Genomic DNA, 14,834 nt, shown 5'->3' with positions numbered 1-14,834 from the left:
GGTCGCGGTCCGGCCGGTGTTGACGGCGGCCCGCCGGGGCGCCCATCCTAGTGGGTGAGTGAGCACTCACCCACACAGGTGGGTGGTCACTCACCCACCCAGGTGGACCACCCGCGGTAGGTGGCTGCTCACTCACGGGGGAAGTGAGCACTCACCCACCCGGCGGTCTCCGGTCCGGAAGGCGGGATCCGATGCGGCTCACGGTGTTCGGGGCGACCGGCGGAATCGGCCGGGAGCTTGTCGGCCAGGCACTGGCGGCCGGTCATCAGGTGACGGCGGTGGTACGTGATCCGTCCCGGCTGACCGTCACCGGGGAGCGCCTGGAGGTGTTCACGGTCCCCCGGATGGACCAGCCGGACGCGCTGCGGCCGGCGGTGGCCGGCCGGGACGCGGTGCTCTCCGCGCTCGGCCCGCGCGGCCGCGCCCAGGTGGGCGTGGCCGCGTCCCTGACCACGGCGGTGCTGCGGGCGATGGAGGCGGAGGGCGTCTCGCGGTTCCTGGCGGTGAGCGCGGCGCCGCTGGGCCCCGTACCGGAGCGGGAGACCCTGGCGCTGCGCCTCCTCACCCCGATCGTCTCCCGGGTGCTGCGGGGCGCACTACGACGATCTGCGGGCCATGGAGGAGCAGCTGCGGCGCAGTGCCACGGAGTGGACGGCGGTGCGGCCGCCCCGGCTGCTCGACCGCGCGGGGACCGGCCGCTACCGCACGGCGGTGGGCGCCTCACTGCGGGGCGGGGCCGCCATCGCCCGGGCGGACGTGGCGCACGCCATGCTGGCGATGGTCGACGACCCGGCGACGGTACGGCAGCCGGTGGCCGTGGCCTACTGACGTACCGCCGACCGCGGGAGTGGGCTCAGAGGCTGACGCCGACCGTCACCGGCTCGTTGACCAGGGTCACCCCGAAGGCGTCCCGGACGCCCTCGACCACCTCGCGGGCGAGCGCGAGCAGGTCCTCGGTGGTGGCCTCGCCCCGGTTGGTGAGCGCGAGGGTGTGCTTGGTGGAGATCCGGGCCGGGCCGGAGCCGTACCCCTTGGTGAAGCCGGCCTTGTCGATCAGCCAGGCGGCCGAGGTCTTGGTCAGCCCCTCGCCGGCCGGGTAGGCGGGCGGGGCGGTGTCCCCGCCGAGCCGCTCGCGGACCCGGTCGAGGAAGATCCCGTACGCCTCGTCGGTCAGGATCGGGTTGGTGAAGAAGGACCCGGCGGACCAGGTGTCGTGGTCCTCGGCGTCCAGCACCATGCCCTTGCCGGCGCGCAGCGCGAGCACCGTCCTGCGGGCGTCGGCGGCGGGCACCCGGTCCCCCACGCCCACCCCGAGGGCGCGGGCCGTCTCGGCGTACCGGAGCGGGGCGCTCATCCCGCCGGCGTCCTCCAGCTCGAAGCGGACGCGCAGCACCACATAGCGGCTGGGGTCGGCCTTGAAACGGCTGTGCCGGTAGGAGAACGCGCACTCGGCGTTCGGCACGACCACGGTCTCCCGGGTGCGCCGGTCGTAGGCGACGACCTCGGTGATGGTGGTGGAGACCTCCTGGCCGTACGCCCCGACGTTCTGGATCGGGGTGGCGCCGGCCGAGCCGGGGATGCCGGCCAGGCACTCGATCCCGGCGAGCCCCGCCTCGACGGTACGGGCGACGGCCTCCGACCAGTTCTCGCCGGCGGCCAGCTCCAGCCGGGTGCCGTCCAGCATGACGCCGCTGGTGGCGATGCGCAGGGCGGTGCCCTCGAAGCCCTTGTCGCCGATGACCAGGTTGGATCCGCCGCCGATGATCAGCAGCGGGGTGCCGCTCTGGTCCGCCTCGCGGACGGCGGCGATCACCTCGTCGTCGGTGGTCGCCGTCGCGAGCCGGGTGGCGGGCCCGCCGAGCCGGAAGGTCGTCAGGGGCGCGAGGGGGGCGTCGTGGAGTACGTGCACGGGTGCAAGGTTACGGGGCAGACGGGCGGGCCCGATCGTCCGGCGTCCCGCACCGCCGGGAGCGCGTACGGCCACCGCCCGGGTGGCGGCCCGGGCGGTGGCCGTGCGGCGGCTCACGCCAGCCGGACCACCGCGCGGGCCATGCCCAGCACCTTCTGCCCGGCGCTGGTCGCGGTCAGGTCGACCCGGACCCTGTTCTCCTCCAGCTTGGCGGCGACCTTGGCGCTGACCTCGATCAGTGCGCCGGTGTCGTCGTTGGGCACCACGACCGGCCTGGTGAAGCGCACGCCGTACTCGACCACCGCGCCCGGGTCGCCGACCCAGTCGGTGACCACCCGGGCGGCCTCGGCCATGGTGAACATGCCGTGCGCGATGACGTCCGGCAGGCCGACCTCGACAGCGAACTTCTCGTTCCAGTGGATCGGGTTGAAGTCACCGGAGGCGCCCGCGTACCGCACCAGCGTGGCGCGGGTCACCGGGAAGCTCTGCGCCGGCAGCTCGGTGCCGACCTCGACCTCGTCGTACGCGATCTTCGCGGTCATCGGCTCAGGCCTCCTCGTCGGCGGCGCGGGCCACCAGCTTGATCCAGGCCGTCACCACGTGCTCCCCGGCCTCGTCGTGCACCTCACCCCGGATGTCCAGGATGTCGTTGCCCGCCATCGACTTGATCTTCTCGATGGTGGAGGTGACGGCGAGCCGGTCCCCGGCCCGTACCGGGCGGGTGTACGCGAACCGCTGGTCGCCGTGGACCACCCGGTTGTAGTCCAGCCCGAGCTGCGGGTCCCCGATCACCTGCTCGGCGGCACGGAAGGTGATGGCGAACACGAAGGTCGGCGGGGCGATCACCTCCGGGTGTCCGAGCGCCTTCGCCGCCTCCGCGTCGAGGTAGACGGGATTCGCGTCGCCGATCGCCTCGGCGAATTCGCGGATCTTCTCCCGCCCCACCTCGTAGGGGGCGGTGGGCGGATAGCTCCGCCCTACGAAGGACTGGTCGAGCGCCATGGACGCGTTACCTCCTGAAGCGATCAATATCAGCGACAAACGACACGAGGCCGCCCCCGGATGGGGAGCGGCCTCGTGTACGAGCCTGATTCAGCGAGTCTCGCGGTGCGCGGTGTGCGAGTTGCAGCGAGGGCAGTGCTTCTTCATCTCAAGACGGTCCGGGTTGTTGCGCCGGTTCTTCTTGGTGATGTAGTTCCGCTCCTTGCACTCCACGCAGGCCAGCGTGATCTTCGGGCGGACGTCGGTGGCAGCCACGTGAGTGCTCCTTGACGGACGGATGGACGGATGAACGCAAGAAAGAGTAGCCGATCGAAGGACCGACCCTGCAATCGGCTACACTTAGTGAGTAGCGGTGACCGGACTTGAACCGGTGACACAGCGATTATGAGCCGCTTGCTCTACCGACTGAGCTACACCGCTTCGATGCTGGCTCCCCCCGCCCGAGGGCGAGGGTCACCGACATCAGAGCCCCAATACGGAATCGAACCGTAGACCTTCTCCTTACCATGGAGACGCTCTACCGACTGAGCTATTGGGGCGAGCGATGAAGACATTACACGGTCGTCCGCCGTTCGCCCAAATCCGTTTCACCGCGCCCACACCACCCTGGCCGGCCGCCCCACCCGGCCTCTGATCACCGCCTCGCCGGGCCCGTGATCGCCTCCCGCCCGCCACCGTGCCGGGCTCTCGACGCGCGCCCCGCCGGCCCCCCGACCGCCGGCGGTACCGGCGTACGGCGTCGCGCGGCGCGGGCGCATTCCGCCCGGCTCCCGTCCGCCACCGCGCCGGTACGACTAACGCGCCCCCATGCGCCCCTCCACGCCCCTCCGCCCCGGGCGCCCTAGGCTCGTCTCACCCTGTGTGATCATTCACCTACCCAGCGCACCCGCTCCCCTCTTCCTCCCCCCCCTCTCCGCGCCCCCATGCCGCCCGTCCGCGCCCCCACCGCCCTCCCTCTCCCGGGCGGCGGCGCACCCGAGCCACGCCAGGAGCCCGATGTCCTTCGACAGCCAGCAGCCGCGACCATCCGAGAGCGCCACCACCGACGCCACGGCGCTGCTGCTGAGCGGCGCCCGACTGGCGGACGGCCGGACCGTGGACGTCAGGCTGGCCGGGGGCCGCATCGAGGCGGTCGGTACGGCGGGCAGCCTCCCCGCGCACGGGGCCAGGGTCGACCTCGGGGGGTATCTGCTGCTGCCCGCCCCGGCCGAGCCGCACGCCCATGCCGACACCGCGCTGACCGCCGACGCGCCCGGCCCCGTCCCGTACACCCCGGAGGAGGTGGAGCGCCGGGCCACCGAGGCGGCCCTGCTCCAGCTGGGACACGGCGCGACGGCGCTGCGGGCGCAGGTGCGGATCGGGGATGTGCAGGGACTGGGAGCGCTGGAGGCGGTGCTCCAGGCCCGCCGGTCGCTGCACGGGCTGGCCGAGCTGGCGACGGTCGCGGTGCCCCGGCTGCTGACCGGGGTGGCGGGCGCGGACGGTCTGGCGATGCTGCGGGACGCGGTGCGGATGGGCGCCTCGGTGGTCGGGGGGCGGCCCGATCTGGACCCCGATCCGGCGGGGTACGTGGAGGCCGTGCTGGAGGTGGCGGCGGAGCACGGCCGCCCGGTCGATCTGCACCTGGACGGGGACGACCCGGCCCGGCTGGCGCGGCTGGCGGCGATGGCCGGCGGGCTGCGCCCCGGAGTGGTGATCGGCCCGTGCGGAGCGCTGGGCCGGTTGCCGGCCGAGGTGGCCGGGCGGGCCGCCGACCAGCTCGCGGCCACCGGGGTGACGGTGGTCTGCCTGCCGCAGGGCGGTTGCGCGGGCACCGACACCCGGGAGGTGGCGCCGGTGCGGCTGCTGCGGTCGGCGGGGGTGCGGGTGGCGGCCGGCGGCGGCGCACTGCGCGACCTGGCCAACCCGGTGGGGCGCGGAGATCCCCTGGAGGCCGCGTTCCTGCTGGCCTCGCAGGCGGGACTGCGGCCGGAGGAGGCGTACGCGGCGGTCAGCGGCGAGGCCAGGCAGGCGATGGGGCTGCCGGGCGTACGGGTGGAGGCGGGCTTCCCCGCCGAGCTGCTGGCGGTGCGGGGTGAGCGGCTGTCAGGGGCGCTGTCCCTGGCGTACAGCCGCATCGTGGTGCACCGGGGCCGGGTGGTCGCCCGGACCAGCGCGGTACGGGAGTACTGCGACTCCGCCGGCGCCCTGGACCTCCCCCGCCAGGGCCGCCCCGAGCCCCGCCCGTAGAGCTCCCTACCGCCGATGAGGTGCCCTGGTGGTAGGGGGAACCCGCGCGCTCACTGCGCGTTTCGGGCGGCCGAGTCGTACGGTCGGGAGCATGCGCATTGTCATCGCTGGAGGACACGGTCAGATCGCCCTGCGGCTGGAGCGGCTGCTCTCGGCAGGCGGGCACCAGGTGGCGGGGCTGATCCGCGACCCGGATCAGGCGGACGACCTGCGGGAGGCGGGCGCGGAGCCCGTGGAGCTGGATCTGGAGTCGGCGGCGATCGAGGCGGTCGAGTCCGTCCTGGCCGGTGCCGATGTGGCGGTCTTCGCGGCGGGCGCGGGCCCGGACAGCGGGGTCGAGCGCAAGCAGACCGTCGACCGGGACGCGGCGGTGCTCTTCGCCGACGCGGCGGTACGGGCGGGGGTGCCGCGGTTCGTCCTGGTCTCCTCGATGGGGGCCGACCCCGACCACCAGGGCGACGAGGTCTTCGACATCTACCTGCGGGCCAAGGGCGAGGCGGACGCCCATGTGCGGTCCCTGGCGGGGCTGGGCTGGACGATCCTCAAGCCCGGCATGCTGACCAACGACGCGGGCACCGGGCTGGTCCGGCTGGAGGCGTCGACCGGTCGCGGCCCGGTACCGCGCGACGACGTGGCCGCCGTCCTCGCCGAACTGGTCGAGACCCCGGCGGCCGTGGGCCTCACCCTGGAACTGGTCGGCGGCTCGGTGCCGGTGACGGTCGCCGTCAAGGACATCGCGGGGAACTGATGGCGCAGGGGAACGGCGATCTGACAGCCGATGAGACCCCGGCCGGCCAGGACTTTGTGACGTCCGGTCCGGAGGTGCGGTCCCGCCCCGAGCAGCCGTACGCCTTCCTGCGCCGCACCGTGCGCATGGACGGCTTCGCCGCGATCGCGGACCGGCTGCCCGAACTGGCCGCCTGGCTCGCGGCCCGGGACGTCCAGGCGGACGGGGCGCCCTTCTTCCGCTACAACTCCCTCCACCTGGACGGCGAGTCGGAGGTGGAGGCGGGCATCCCGGTCGCCGCCCTCCCGGAGCCGGAGGGCGACGTCGGCGTCGCCCTCCTCCCCGCCGGCCGCTACGCCGTCCTCACCCACACCGGCCCCCCGGACCTGCTCCCCGACACGGAAGCCGCCCTGCGCGACTGGGCGAGGACCGAGGGCCTGGACTGGGACATGCGCGAGGTGGACGGCGTCGAGCGCTGGGGCTGCCGCCTGGAGATCCTCCGCACCGACCCCCGCGCCCACCCCGACCCCGCCCACTGGCAGACCGACCTCGCCTTCCGCCTAGCCGACACGGGCCCTGCCGATACGGGCCCTGCGAGCTGAAGTGGCGGGCGTCCGGGCCTCGCCCCGCCCGCTCCCTGCTTCCGGGAAGCAACGAGAACGGCCCCCGACCGCGTTTCCGCAGTCAGGGGCCGTCTCGTCGTGTGGCGGCGCCAGGATTCGAACCTGGGTAGGCTACGCCGACGGATTTACAGTCCGCTCCCATTGGCCACTCGGGCACACCGCCATGGGACGTCGCCGTGGAAGGGGCCGCTTTGGGGCGGTTCTCCGTGGCAACGACGTAAACGATACCTGATGCCAGGGGGTGCTCTGCCACCCGATTGATCAGCGCTTCCGGTGGGTCCGGGTGGCTAGGCTTTGCGGTGCGGCCGGGGTCCGGTCGCCACTCCCGGCAGACCGTACGCGCAGGTGCGCCCGTACGTGTCCGCACATCCGTACGCACCCGAACCAAGGAGCCACAGGACATGGCCGACTCCAGTTTCGACATCGTCTCGAAGGTCGAGCGGCAGGAGGTCGACAACGCCCTCAACCAGGCCGCGAAGGAGATCTCGCAGCGCTACGACTTCAAGAACGTCGGGGCCTCCATCGCCTGGTCCGGCGAGAAGATCCTGATGCAGGCGAACTCCGAGGAGCGGGTCAACGCGATCCTCGACGTCTTCCAGTCCAAGCTGATCAAGCGCGGCATCTCGCTGAAGGCACTGGACGCCGGCGAGCCGCAGCTGTCCGGCAAGGAGTACAAGATCTTCGCGTCCATCGAGGAGGGCATCTCCCAGGACAACGCCAAGAAGGTGGCGAAGATCATCCGTGACGAGGGGCCGAAGGGCGTGAAGGCCCAGGTGCAGGGCGACGAGCTGCGGGTCAGCTCCAAGAGCCGGGACGACCTCCAGGCCGTGATCGCGCTGCTGAAGGGCCAGGACTTCGAGTTCGCCCTGCAGTTCGTGAACTACCGGTAGGACGTGACCACCGGCAGGACGTGGACTGCCGGTGGGAGCGGTGGCGGACGGCCGCTGATCGCGCTCGGGTGGCGCGGTCGGCGGCCGTCGGTGTCGGGGGCGGCGTCGGGGCCCGGCGCAGTGGGGCGTCGCTGTCCGAAACCCGCCAGCCCCGGCCCGGGCACACCGCCAGACTGGACGGTGAAGACGGGGACGGGAACGAGGACGGGGACGGAAGGAAGGGACGGATCATGACGGTGTACGCGTATACCGAGAGCCCGCTCGGCGACATGCTGCTGGTCGGCAGCGAGGATGCCGGGCGGCCCGGGCGGACCGCGCTGGTCTCGCTGTCCCTGCCGGGCCAGAAGGGCGGCGCCGTGGTCCGGGAGGGGTGGCGGCACGCGCCGGGGGCCTTCGACGGCATCACGGAGCAGCTGCGGGCCTACTTCGACTCCACGCTGACCCGGTTCGACGTGGAGTACGCGGACGCCGGGACGGACTTCCAGCGGCGGGTGTGGCGGGCGCTGGAGGACATCCCGTACGGCACCACGGTCAGCTACGGGGAGATCGCGGCGCTGGTCGGGTCGAGCGGCGCGGGGGTGCGTGCGGTCGGGACCGCGATCGGCCGCAACCCGCTGCTGGTGGTCCGCCCGTGCCACCGGGTGATCGGCGCGGACGGGGCACTGCGCGGCTACGCGGCCGGGCTGGACCGCAAGCGGCTGCTGCTCGGGTTGGAGGGGACGGGGGGCGGGGCCGAGGGGCCGGTGGCGTCCGGGGCCGGGGTGGGCGTGCCGTCGTCGTGACGGAGGACGCGCTGTTCCCGGTGGAGCGGAGGCGGCAGGAGGTCGCCCCCGGTGCCGTCCACCTGCCCGGATGGCTGCCGGCCGAGCGCCGGCGGGAGCTGGTCGAGGCGTGCCGGAGCTGGGCGCGGGGGCCGGTGCCGATGCGCCACACGGTGCTGCCGAACGGCGGGGTGATGTCGGTGCAGACGGTCTGCCTGGGCTGGCACTGGCAGCCGTACCGCTACTCCCGTACGGCCGACGACGTGAACGGGGCGCCGGTCGCGGCCTTCCCGGAGTGGCTGGCCGAGTGGGGCCGGGCGGCGGTGGCCGACGCGTACGGCGACGACGGCGGCTACGCCCCGGACACGGCCCTGGTGAACTTCTACGGCGGCGCCGCCCGGATGGGCATGCACCAGGACAAGGAGGAGCGGTCGAGCGCTCCGGTGGTGTCCCTGAGCATCGGGGACGCCTGTGTCTTCCGGTTCGGGAACACCGAGACGCGCGGCCGCCCCTACACGGACGTCGAGCTGCGGTCGGGGGACCTGTTCGTCTTCGGCGGGCCCTCTCGCTTCGCCTACCACGGGGTGCCCAAGGTGCTGACCGGGACCGGCGACCCGGCCGCGGGGCTGGACTCCGGCCGGCTGAACATCACCCTGCGCGAGACGGGACTGGGCGGCGGTCGCGGCCCCGCCCAGACCGGGGCGACCGCGCCGACCGGGGCGCCTCAGCGCTCGCGCGAGTGGCCGAAGAGCACGCGGTAGACGATCAGCAGCACGAGGGAGCCGCCTATCGCGGCCAGCCAGGTGGCGCCGTCGTAGAACTCGTTGGTGATCGGGCGGTCGAGGAAGCGCGCCGAGATCCAGCCGCCGACGAAGGCGCCGGCGACCCCGATGAGGGTGGTGCCGATCAGGCCTCCCGGGTCCCGGCCCGGAAGCAGGACCTTGGCGACGACTCCGGCCAGCAGGCCCAGAACGATCCAGCTCACGATGGACATACGGAGGGAACCCGCCTTTCGTGGAACGGTGCGACGGCGGACGACGGTGCCGTGCACAGGGGAAGACGCCCGGTCGGCGGGTGGAGGTTCCGAAGCCGGCGAGGATGAGGCGGGCCGGGGTCAGACGCCGACGAGCAGGGAGGGCTCCGCCCGTACGGGCAGCGGGGACGCCGTACGGACGGGCAGCGGGGACGCCGTACGTATGCACGCCCGGGCGGCGGGCCTGGCGAGCGCCGCGTAGGCGGACTCGGCCGATCCGTGGATGCCGTACTCGTCCGCGTACCAGCCCGTGCCGTCGAGCAGGGGCTCCAGCTCCTCGGCGAGGGTGAGCGCGTCCACGCCCCAGGGGTCGTCGGCGGGCGCCGCGGCGAGGGCGCTTGTCGACGGCGTCGGGTACCTGCCGAACGCCCCGTACCTCACGTACTCGGTCATGGCCTCATGCTGCACCATGCCACTGACAACGGGTGGCGGGACGGTTACCAGCCGGAGACCAGGGGGCGGTCCGTGGGGACGATCTCCTTGCCCAGCGGGAACAGCGAGACCGGGATGAGCTTGAAGTTGGCGATGCCCAGCGGGATGCCGATGATCGAGACGCACAGGGCGATGCCGGTGAGGATGTGCCCCAGCGCGAGCCACCAGCCGGCGAGGATCAGCCACAGCACGTTGACGACGAAGGAGCCGGCGCCGGCGTCCCGGCGGTCCACCACGGTCTGGCCGAAGGGCCACAGCGCGTAGACGCCGATGCGGAAGGCGGCCACACCGAAGGGGATGCCGATGATGGTGACGCAGAGCAGCAGTCCGGCGGCCAGATAGCCGAGGAACATCCAGAAGCCGCAGAGGACGAGCCAGATGACGTTCAGGATTGTCTTCATGGTCGGGGACCTGCCATCCGTTCGAGTCGGGCGATGCGCTCCGCCATGGGCGGGTGGGTCGAGAACATCTTCGAAAGGCCCTGCCCGGGCCGGAACGGGTTCGCGATCATCATATGACTGGCCGTCTCCAGGCGGGGCTCGGGCGGCAGCGGCAGCTGCTTGGTCCCGGCCTCCAGCTTGCGCAGGGCACTGGCCAGCGCCAGCGGGTCCCCGGTGAGCTGGGCGCCCGAGGCGTCCGCCTCGTACTCCCGGGAGCGGCTGATGGCCAGCTGGATGACGGAGGCGGCGAGCGGCCCCAGCAGCATGATCAGCAGCATCCCGAGCAGCCCGGGGCCCTCGTCGTCGTCCGAGCGGCCGATCGGGATCAGCCAGGCGAAGTTCACCAGAAACATGATCACGGAGGCGAGCGCTCCGGCGACCGAGGAGATCAGGATGTCCCGGTTGTAGACATGGCTCAGCTCATGGCCGATGACCCCGCGCAGCTCCCGCTCGTCCAGGAGCTGGAGGATGCCCTCGGTGCAGCAGACCGCGGCGTTGCGCGGGTTGCGGCCGGTGGCGAAGGCGTTGGGCGCCTGGGTGGGCGAGATGTACAGCCGGGGCATCGGCTGCCGGGCCTGGGTGGAGAGCTCGCGGACCATCCGGTACAGCTGGGGCGCCTGGAACTCGCTGACCGGGCGGGCCCGCATGGCGCGCAGGGCCAGCTTGTCGCTGTTCCAGTACGCGTAGGCGTTGGTGCCGAGCGCGACCAGGAGCGCCACGACCAGACCCGTACGCCCGAAGAAACTGCCGATCAGGATGATGAGTGCGGACAGTCCTCCGAGGAGTACAGCGGTCTTCAGCCCGTTGTGCCGGCGGTGCACGGTACGCCCTCCAAGTGGTGCGGCAGGGGAACCCTTTCCGTGGTCCTGGTCCACGTCCTCAGTGGACCCTTCCCTGTGGGTCAACGCCAGGCGGGAAGCACGGGTTCCCAGGTCCGCGGGGCGGCGGGCTCTGCCGTACAGGTGAGGGGCGGGCCCTCCGGGGCGGCGGAGGGGGTTACCGCTGGACGGGCACGCCTGCCTTCCGGGCGGTGTCCAGGGCCTCGGGCAGCGGCTCGATCTCGCTGGTGCAGTGGCCGCAGCGGGTGGCGACGGCCGGGATCTCGGTGTAGCAGCGGGGGCAGTCGCGGACCGCGGCCTTGATGTCGAAGGGGGCGTCCCGCTTGAACCGGTTCTGGATCTTCATCATGGGCACGACGACGCAGAAGTAGAGCACGGCGGCGGTGATGACGAAGGCGAGCGCGGCGCTGATGAAGAGGCCGTAGGGGAAGTGCGCGCCCTGCACGGTGAAGGTCTTCTTGCTGAAGTCGCCCACGGTTCCGGTCGCGATGCCGATCAGCGGGGTGATGAAGGCGTTGCTGAACGCCGTGACGACCGCCGTGAAGGCGGCGCCCACCGCGAGGCCGATCGCCATGGTGATGATGTTGCCGCGGAGGATGAAGTCCTTGAAGCCGTTGAGCACGGGCTGCTCCCTGTGATGATGCGTGATGCGTGATGCGGGTGGTGCCCGGCGGCGGGGGTCCGTCCGGTGGGGCCGGGAAGACTCTAGAAGCTTGGACCCCTCGCGGGCACACCGATCAGGTCAGAAGAGGTTCCGGGCGGCGAAGGTCAGGATGAGCTGGGGATAGCCGGAGAGGGCCACGGCCGCCACGGTGGTGAGGGCGAGCGCCGCCGCCAGTGGGAGCGGCACGGGCTCCCTGACCGGGGCGATGGCGGTCGCCGTTCCCGCGGAGACGGTGGCGGCGGCTGCCGGAACCGGCGCTTCCGCACGGGCCGGGGCGCGGAAGAGGACGGCCGTCCAGCGGAGGTAGTAGGAGAGGCCGAGCACCACGTTGACGGCCATGATCGCGGCGAGCCAGCCCAGGCCCGCGTCCACGGCCGCGGAGAAGACGGTGACCTTGGCGAACAGGCCGATGATGCCGGGCGGCAGTCCGGCCAGGCAGAGCAGGAAGAAGGCCAGGGCCAGCGCGGCGGCGGGGCGGTCGGCGTAGAGGCCGCGGAAGTCCGCGATCCGCTTGGCCGGGTGGGTACGGGCCACCAGGGCGACCACCGCGAAGGCGCCCAGGTTGACCACCGCGTACATCAGGGCGTACGCGATCGTCGCGCCGACCGCGGCGGCGCCGGTGTACGCGGCGGCGGCCACCGGCACCAGCAGATAGCCCGCCTGGGCCACCGAGGACCAGGCGAGCAGCCGTACGGCGCTGAGCGCGCGGGCGGCGGACTGGCGCAGGGCGGCGGCGTTCCCCGCGGTCATGGTCAGCGCGGCGAGCACGGCCAGGGCGGGGCCCCAGACGTCGGCGTACGCGGGGAAGGCGATGACCGCGACCAGGATCAGCCCGGTGAAGCCGACCGCCTTGCCGACCACCGACAGATAGGCGGCGACCGGCAGCGGAGCGCCGGCGTAGGTGTCCGGCACCCAGAAGTGGAACGGCACGGCGGCCGTCTTGAAGGCGAAGCCCACCAGGGTGAGGGCGACACCCGCGGTGGCCAGGGTGCCGAGCTGCCCCGGCACCCGCGGCAGGGCCTCGGCGACACCGGTCAGATGGAGGCTGCCGGTCGCGGCGTAGACGAAGCTCACGCCGAGCAGGGTGACGGCGGTCGCGGTGACCGAGGAGAGGAAGAACTTCAGCGCGGCCTCGCCGGACAGCCGGTCGCCGCGCCGGAGGCCGACCAGCGCGAAGGCCGGGAGGGAGGCCACCTCCAGGGCGACGACCAGGGTGGCGAGGTCGCGGGAGGCGGGCAGCAGCGCGGCGCCGGCGGTGGAGGAGAGCAGCAGGAACCAGAACTCACCGGCCGGGAGGCCGGTGCTCCCGTCCCGCCGCGGCTCCGTCTCGGTGAGCGCGAGCAGGGCGGTCAGCAGGGCCCCGCCGAGCACCAGGAACTGCACCGCTAGGGTGAAGTGGTCGGCGGTGTAACTGCAGGTGGCGGGGTCGGTGGTGAGGCAGAAGGTGGACCGGTCGCCCGCTCGCAGCGGCAGCAGCGCGAGCAGCGCGGCGGCCAGCCCGGCGATGGCGGTCCAGCCGAGCAGCCGGCGGCGTGCCGGGGGGACGAAGAGGTCGGCGACGAGCGCGACCAGCGCCACGACGGCGGTGATCACCGGGGGTGCGATGGCCGCCCAGTCGACGGACTGGACGAGCTCGGCGGAGGCGGTCGTGGCGGCGGTCACTGGTTGCCTCCTGCGAGGAGCTGCTGCACGGCCGGGTCGGTGAGGCCGAGGAGGACCGCGGGCCAGAGGCCGGCGACGACGGTCAGGACGGCGAGCGGGGCCCAGGCGGCGGCCTCGTACGGCCGGATGTCGGCGAGGGGGGTGCCCTCGGTACGGGACGGGGTGCCGGCGCCCCCGTGGGCCTTTGCGGTACGGGTCCCCGTCTCGGCGATGGCGGTGGGGCCCCGGCCCATGCAGAGGCGGCGCACCACCACCAGCAGATACGCGGCGGTGAGCAGGGTGCCGAAGGCGCCGATCGCGGTGAAGGTGAGGAAGGCGGGGCGGCTGAGGCCCTCGGCGGGGCGGAAGGCGCCGAAGAGGGCGAGCATCTCACCCCAGAAGCCGGCCAGCCCCGGCAGGCCGAGCGAGGCGACGGCCGCGAAGGCGAACAGGCCGCCGAGACGCGGGGCGCGCCCGTAGAGGGCGGCGCCGGTGGCCCCAGCGAGGGTGTCCAGGTCGGCCGTGCCGTACCGCTCCTTGACGGCTCCGACCAGGAAGAACAGCAGTCCGGTGATGAGCCCGTGGGCGATGTTGGCGAACAGCGCGCCGTTGATCCCGGTGGGGGTCATGGACGCGATGCCGAGCAGCACGAAGCCCATGTGGCCGACCGAGGAGTAGGCGATGAGCCGCTTCAGGTCGCCCTTGGCGCCGGTCCGGGCGAGGGCGAGGCAGGCCAGTGAGCCGTAGATGATGCCGATGACGGCGAGCGCGGCGAGGTACGGGGCGAAGACCCGCATTCCGTCGGGTGCGACGGGCACGACGATCCGGACGAAGCCGTAGGTCCCCATCTTCAGCAGGACACCGGCGAGCAGCACCGAGCCGACGGTCGGGGCGGCGGTGTGGGCGTCCGGCAGCCAGCTGTGCAGCGGCCACATCGGGGCCTTCACGGCGAGCCCGATCCCGATCGCCAGCACGGCGATGACCTGCACGGTCACGGTGAGTGAGCGTCCGTTGTCAATGGCGAGTGCCACCATGTCGAATGTGCCCGCCCTCAGGCCTACGAGGAGCAGGCCGAGCAGCATGACGACCGAGCCGAGCAGGGTGTAGAGGATGAAGCGCCAGGCGGCGGCCTGGCGCCGGGCACCGCCCCAGCGGGCGATGAGGAAGTACATCGGGATGAGCACCATCTCGAAGGCCAGGAAGAGCAGCAGCAGGTCGAGGACGGCGAAGCTGGCGATGGTCCCGGCTTCCAGGACGAGGAGGAGCGCGGTGAACGCCTTCGGGGAGGCGCCCGTGGGCGGGGAGAAGTAGCTGTAGAGCGCGCAGAGGAAGGTCAGCAGCGCGGTGAGCACCAGAAGGGGGAGGGAGATGCCGTCGATGCCGAGGTGGATGCGCACGTCCAGCGCGGGGATCCAGCTGATGTCGGTGGTCGCCTGCATCCTGGACGGCTGGTCGTGGTCGAAGCCGAGCGCGAGGACGACGGCGGCGATGAGCAGGGCCGCGGTGACCGTGACACCGTGGCGCAGCACCGCCTGGTCGGGAGACTTTCCCCTGAGTCCCGGCGGGGCCGGGAGCAGGGCGGCGCCGGCGCCGAGGAGCGGGCCGACCACGAGGAACGCGAGAAGGAACTGCATCACGGACGGG

General features: G+C 72.8%; 17 protein-coding genes, 3 tRNA genes and 1 pseudogene. 7 read left to right on the top strand and 14 right to left on the bottom strand.

The annotated features are described in order from the left end of the window. Positions 1 to 191 precede the first annotated feature (191 nt). A pseudogene (locus M1O15_RS23455) lies at positions 192 to 828 on the top strand (NAD(P)-dependent oxidoreductase). 25 nt (positions 829 to 853) lie between these two features. Here M1O15_RS23455 and M1O15_RS23450 read toward each other — a convergent pair. The 6 genes from M1O15_RS23450 to M1O15_RS23425 all read right to left on the bottom strand — a co-directional run bounded on the left by M1O15_RS23450 (position 854) and on the right by M1O15_RS23425 (position 3,450). Further along, positions 854 to 1,909: a UDP-N-acetylmuramate dehydrogenase gene (locus M1O15_RS23450; protein ID WP_248636107.1), complete on the bottom strand. Its 1,056-nt coding sequence runs from the start codon at positions 1,907 to 1,909 to the stop codon at positions 854 to 856. Between the two features lie 113 nt (positions 1,910 to 2,022). Next, positions 2,023 to 2,451 carry a MaoC family dehydratase gene (locus M1O15_RS23445; protein ID WP_248636106.1) on the bottom strand — a complete coding sequence of 143 codons (429 nt, stop codon included), beginning with the start codon at positions 2,449 to 2,451 and terminating at the stop codon, positions 2,023 to 2,025. Between the two features lie 4 nt (positions 2,452 to 2,455). Continuing rightward, positions 2,456 to 2,911 carry a MaoC family dehydratase N-terminal domain-containing protein gene (locus M1O15_RS23440; RefSeq protein ID WP_248636105.1) on the bottom strand — a complete coding sequence of 152 codons (456 nt, stop codon included), beginning with the start codon at positions 2,909 to 2,911 and terminating at the stop codon, positions 2,456 to 2,458. Between the two features lie 90 nt (positions 2,912 to 3,001). After that, on the bottom strand, positions 3,002 to 3,166 hold the full coding sequence (gene rpmG / locus M1O15_RS23435) for a 50S ribosomal protein L33 (protein ID WP_003956487.1): 165 nt from the start codon (positions 3,164 to 3,166) through the stop codon (positions 3,002 to 3,004). A 92-nt stretch (positions 3,167 to 3,258) separates the two neighbouring features. Further along, positions 3,259 to 3,331 (bottom strand) — tRNA-Met (locus tag M1O15_RS23430). 46 nt (positions 3,332 to 3,377) lie between these two features. Beyond that, positions 3,378 to 3,450: transfer RNA gene (locus M1O15_RS23425), tRNA-Thr, on the bottom strand. 457 nt (positions 3,451 to 3,907) lie between these two features. Here M1O15_RS23425 and M1O15_RS23420 point away from each other — a divergent pair. From M1O15_RS23420 to M1O15_RS23410, 3 genes are all read left to right on the top strand, one after another. Beyond that, positions 3,908 to 5,140 carry an amidohydrolase family protein gene (locus M1O15_RS23420; RefSeq protein WP_248636104.1) on the top strand — a complete coding sequence of 411 codons (1,233 nt, stop codon included), beginning with the start codon at positions 3,908 to 3,910 and terminating at the stop codon, positions 5,138 to 5,140. Between the two features lie 91 nt (positions 5,141 to 5,231). Next, complete coding sequence (locus tag M1O15_RS23415) at positions 5,232 to 5,888, top strand: SDR family oxidoreductase (protein ID WP_248636103.1); 657 nt, start codon at positions 5,232 to 5,234, stop codon at positions 5,886 to 5,888. Further along, positions 5,888 to 6,469, top strand: a complete 582-nt coding sequence (locus M1O15_RS23410) for a GyrI-like domain-containing protein (RefSeq protein ID WP_248636102.1) — start codon at positions 5,888 to 5,890, stop codon at positions 6,467 to 6,469. The genes M1O15_RS23415 and M1O15_RS23410 overlap by 1 nt, the downstream gene beginning before the upstream one ends. Positions 6,470 to 6,571: 102 nt before the next feature. Here the strand turns inward: M1O15_RS23410 and M1O15_RS23405 are convergent. Next, a tRNA-Tyr gene (locus M1O15_RS23405) sits at positions 6,572 to 6,653 on the bottom strand. 238 nt (positions 6,654 to 6,891) lie between these two features. Between M1O15_RS23405 and M1O15_RS23400 the strand changes: the two genes are divergently transcribed. From M1O15_RS23400 to M1O15_RS23390, 3 genes are all read left to right on the top strand, one after another. Then, complete coding sequence (locus tag M1O15_RS23400; RefSeq protein WP_248636101.1) at positions 6,892 to 7,380, top strand: YajQ family cyclic di-GMP-binding protein; 489 nt, start codon at positions 6,892 to 6,894, stop codon at positions 7,378 to 7,380. Between the two features lie 230 nt (positions 7,381 to 7,610). Beyond that, complete coding sequence (locus tag M1O15_RS23395) at positions 7,611 to 8,162, top strand: methylated-DNA--[protein]-cysteine S-methyltransferase (protein WP_248636100.1); 552 nt, start codon at positions 7,611 to 7,613, stop codon at positions 8,160 to 8,162. Continuing rightward, on the top strand, positions 8,159 to 8,902 hold the full coding sequence (locus M1O15_RS23390; RefSeq protein WP_248636099.1) for an alpha-ketoglutarate-dependent dioxygenase AlkB family protein: 744 nt from the start codon (positions 8,159 to 8,161) through the stop codon (positions 8,900 to 8,902). Before M1O15_RS23395 ends, M1O15_RS23390 begins: the two co-directional genes overlap by 4 nt. Here M1O15_RS23390 and M1O15_RS23385 read toward each other — a convergent pair. The 7 genes from M1O15_RS23385 to M1O15_RS23355 all read right to left on the bottom strand — a co-directional run bounded on the left by M1O15_RS23385 (position 8,866) and on the right by M1O15_RS23355 (position 14,824). Beyond that, entirely contained in the window at positions 8,866 to 9,135 is a 270-nt protein-coding gene (locus M1O15_RS23385; protein ID WP_248636098.1) for a GlsB/YeaQ/YmgE family stress response membrane protein, read from the bottom strand. The genes M1O15_RS23390 and M1O15_RS23385 overlap by 37 nt on opposite strands. A 120-nt stretch (positions 9,136 to 9,255) precedes the next feature. Beyond that, positions 9,256 to 9,567 carry a hypothetical protein gene (locus M1O15_RS23380; RefSeq protein WP_248636097.1) on the bottom strand — a complete coding sequence of 104 codons (312 nt, stop codon included), beginning with the start codon at positions 9,565 to 9,567 and terminating at the stop codon, positions 9,256 to 9,258. 44 nt (positions 9,568 to 9,611) lie between these two features. Further along, positions 9,612 to 10,007, bottom strand: coding sequence for a YccF domain-containing protein (locus M1O15_RS23375; RefSeq protein WP_248636096.1), 396 nt, complete (start codon positions 10,005 to 10,007; stop codon positions 9,612 to 9,614). Further along, positions 10,004 to 10,867, bottom strand: a complete 864-nt coding sequence (htpX, locus tag M1O15_RS23370) for a zinc metalloprotease HtpX (RefSeq protein WP_248636095.1) — start codon at positions 10,865 to 10,867, stop codon at positions 10,004 to 10,006. Before htpX ends, M1O15_RS23375 begins: the two co-directional genes overlap by 4 nt. Before the next feature lie 175 nt (positions 10,868 to 11,042). Next, complete coding sequence (gene mscL, locus M1O15_RS23365) at positions 11,043 to 11,507, bottom strand: large conductance mechanosensitive channel protein MscL (RefSeq protein ID WP_248636094.1); 465 nt, start codon at positions 11,505 to 11,507, stop codon at positions 11,043 to 11,045. A 120-nt stretch (positions 11,508 to 11,627) separates the two neighbouring features. Beyond that, entirely contained in the window at positions 11,628 to 13,211 is a 1,584-nt protein-coding gene (locus M1O15_RS23360) for an NADH-quinone oxidoreductase subunit N (protein WP_248636093.1), read from the bottom strand. Next, positions 13,208 to 14,824 carry a complex I subunit 4 family protein gene (locus M1O15_RS23355; protein WP_248636150.1) on the bottom strand — a complete coding sequence of 539 codons (1,617 nt, stop codon included), beginning with the start codon at positions 14,822 to 14,824 and terminating at the stop codon, positions 13,208 to 13,210. The genes M1O15_RS23360 and M1O15_RS23355 overlap by 4 nt, the downstream gene beginning before the upstream one ends. Positions 14,825 to 14,834 lie beyond the last annotated feature (10 nt).

It is taken from the genome of Streptomyces lichenis, assembly GCF_023218175.1.
GTDB classification, from domain to species: Bacteria; Actinomycetota; Actinomycetes; order Streptomycetales; family Streptomycetaceae; genus Streptomyces; species Streptomyces lichenis.
Note: the sequence above shows the minus strand (reverse complement) of the source record. Positions and strands in the feature narration are given on the sequence as shown.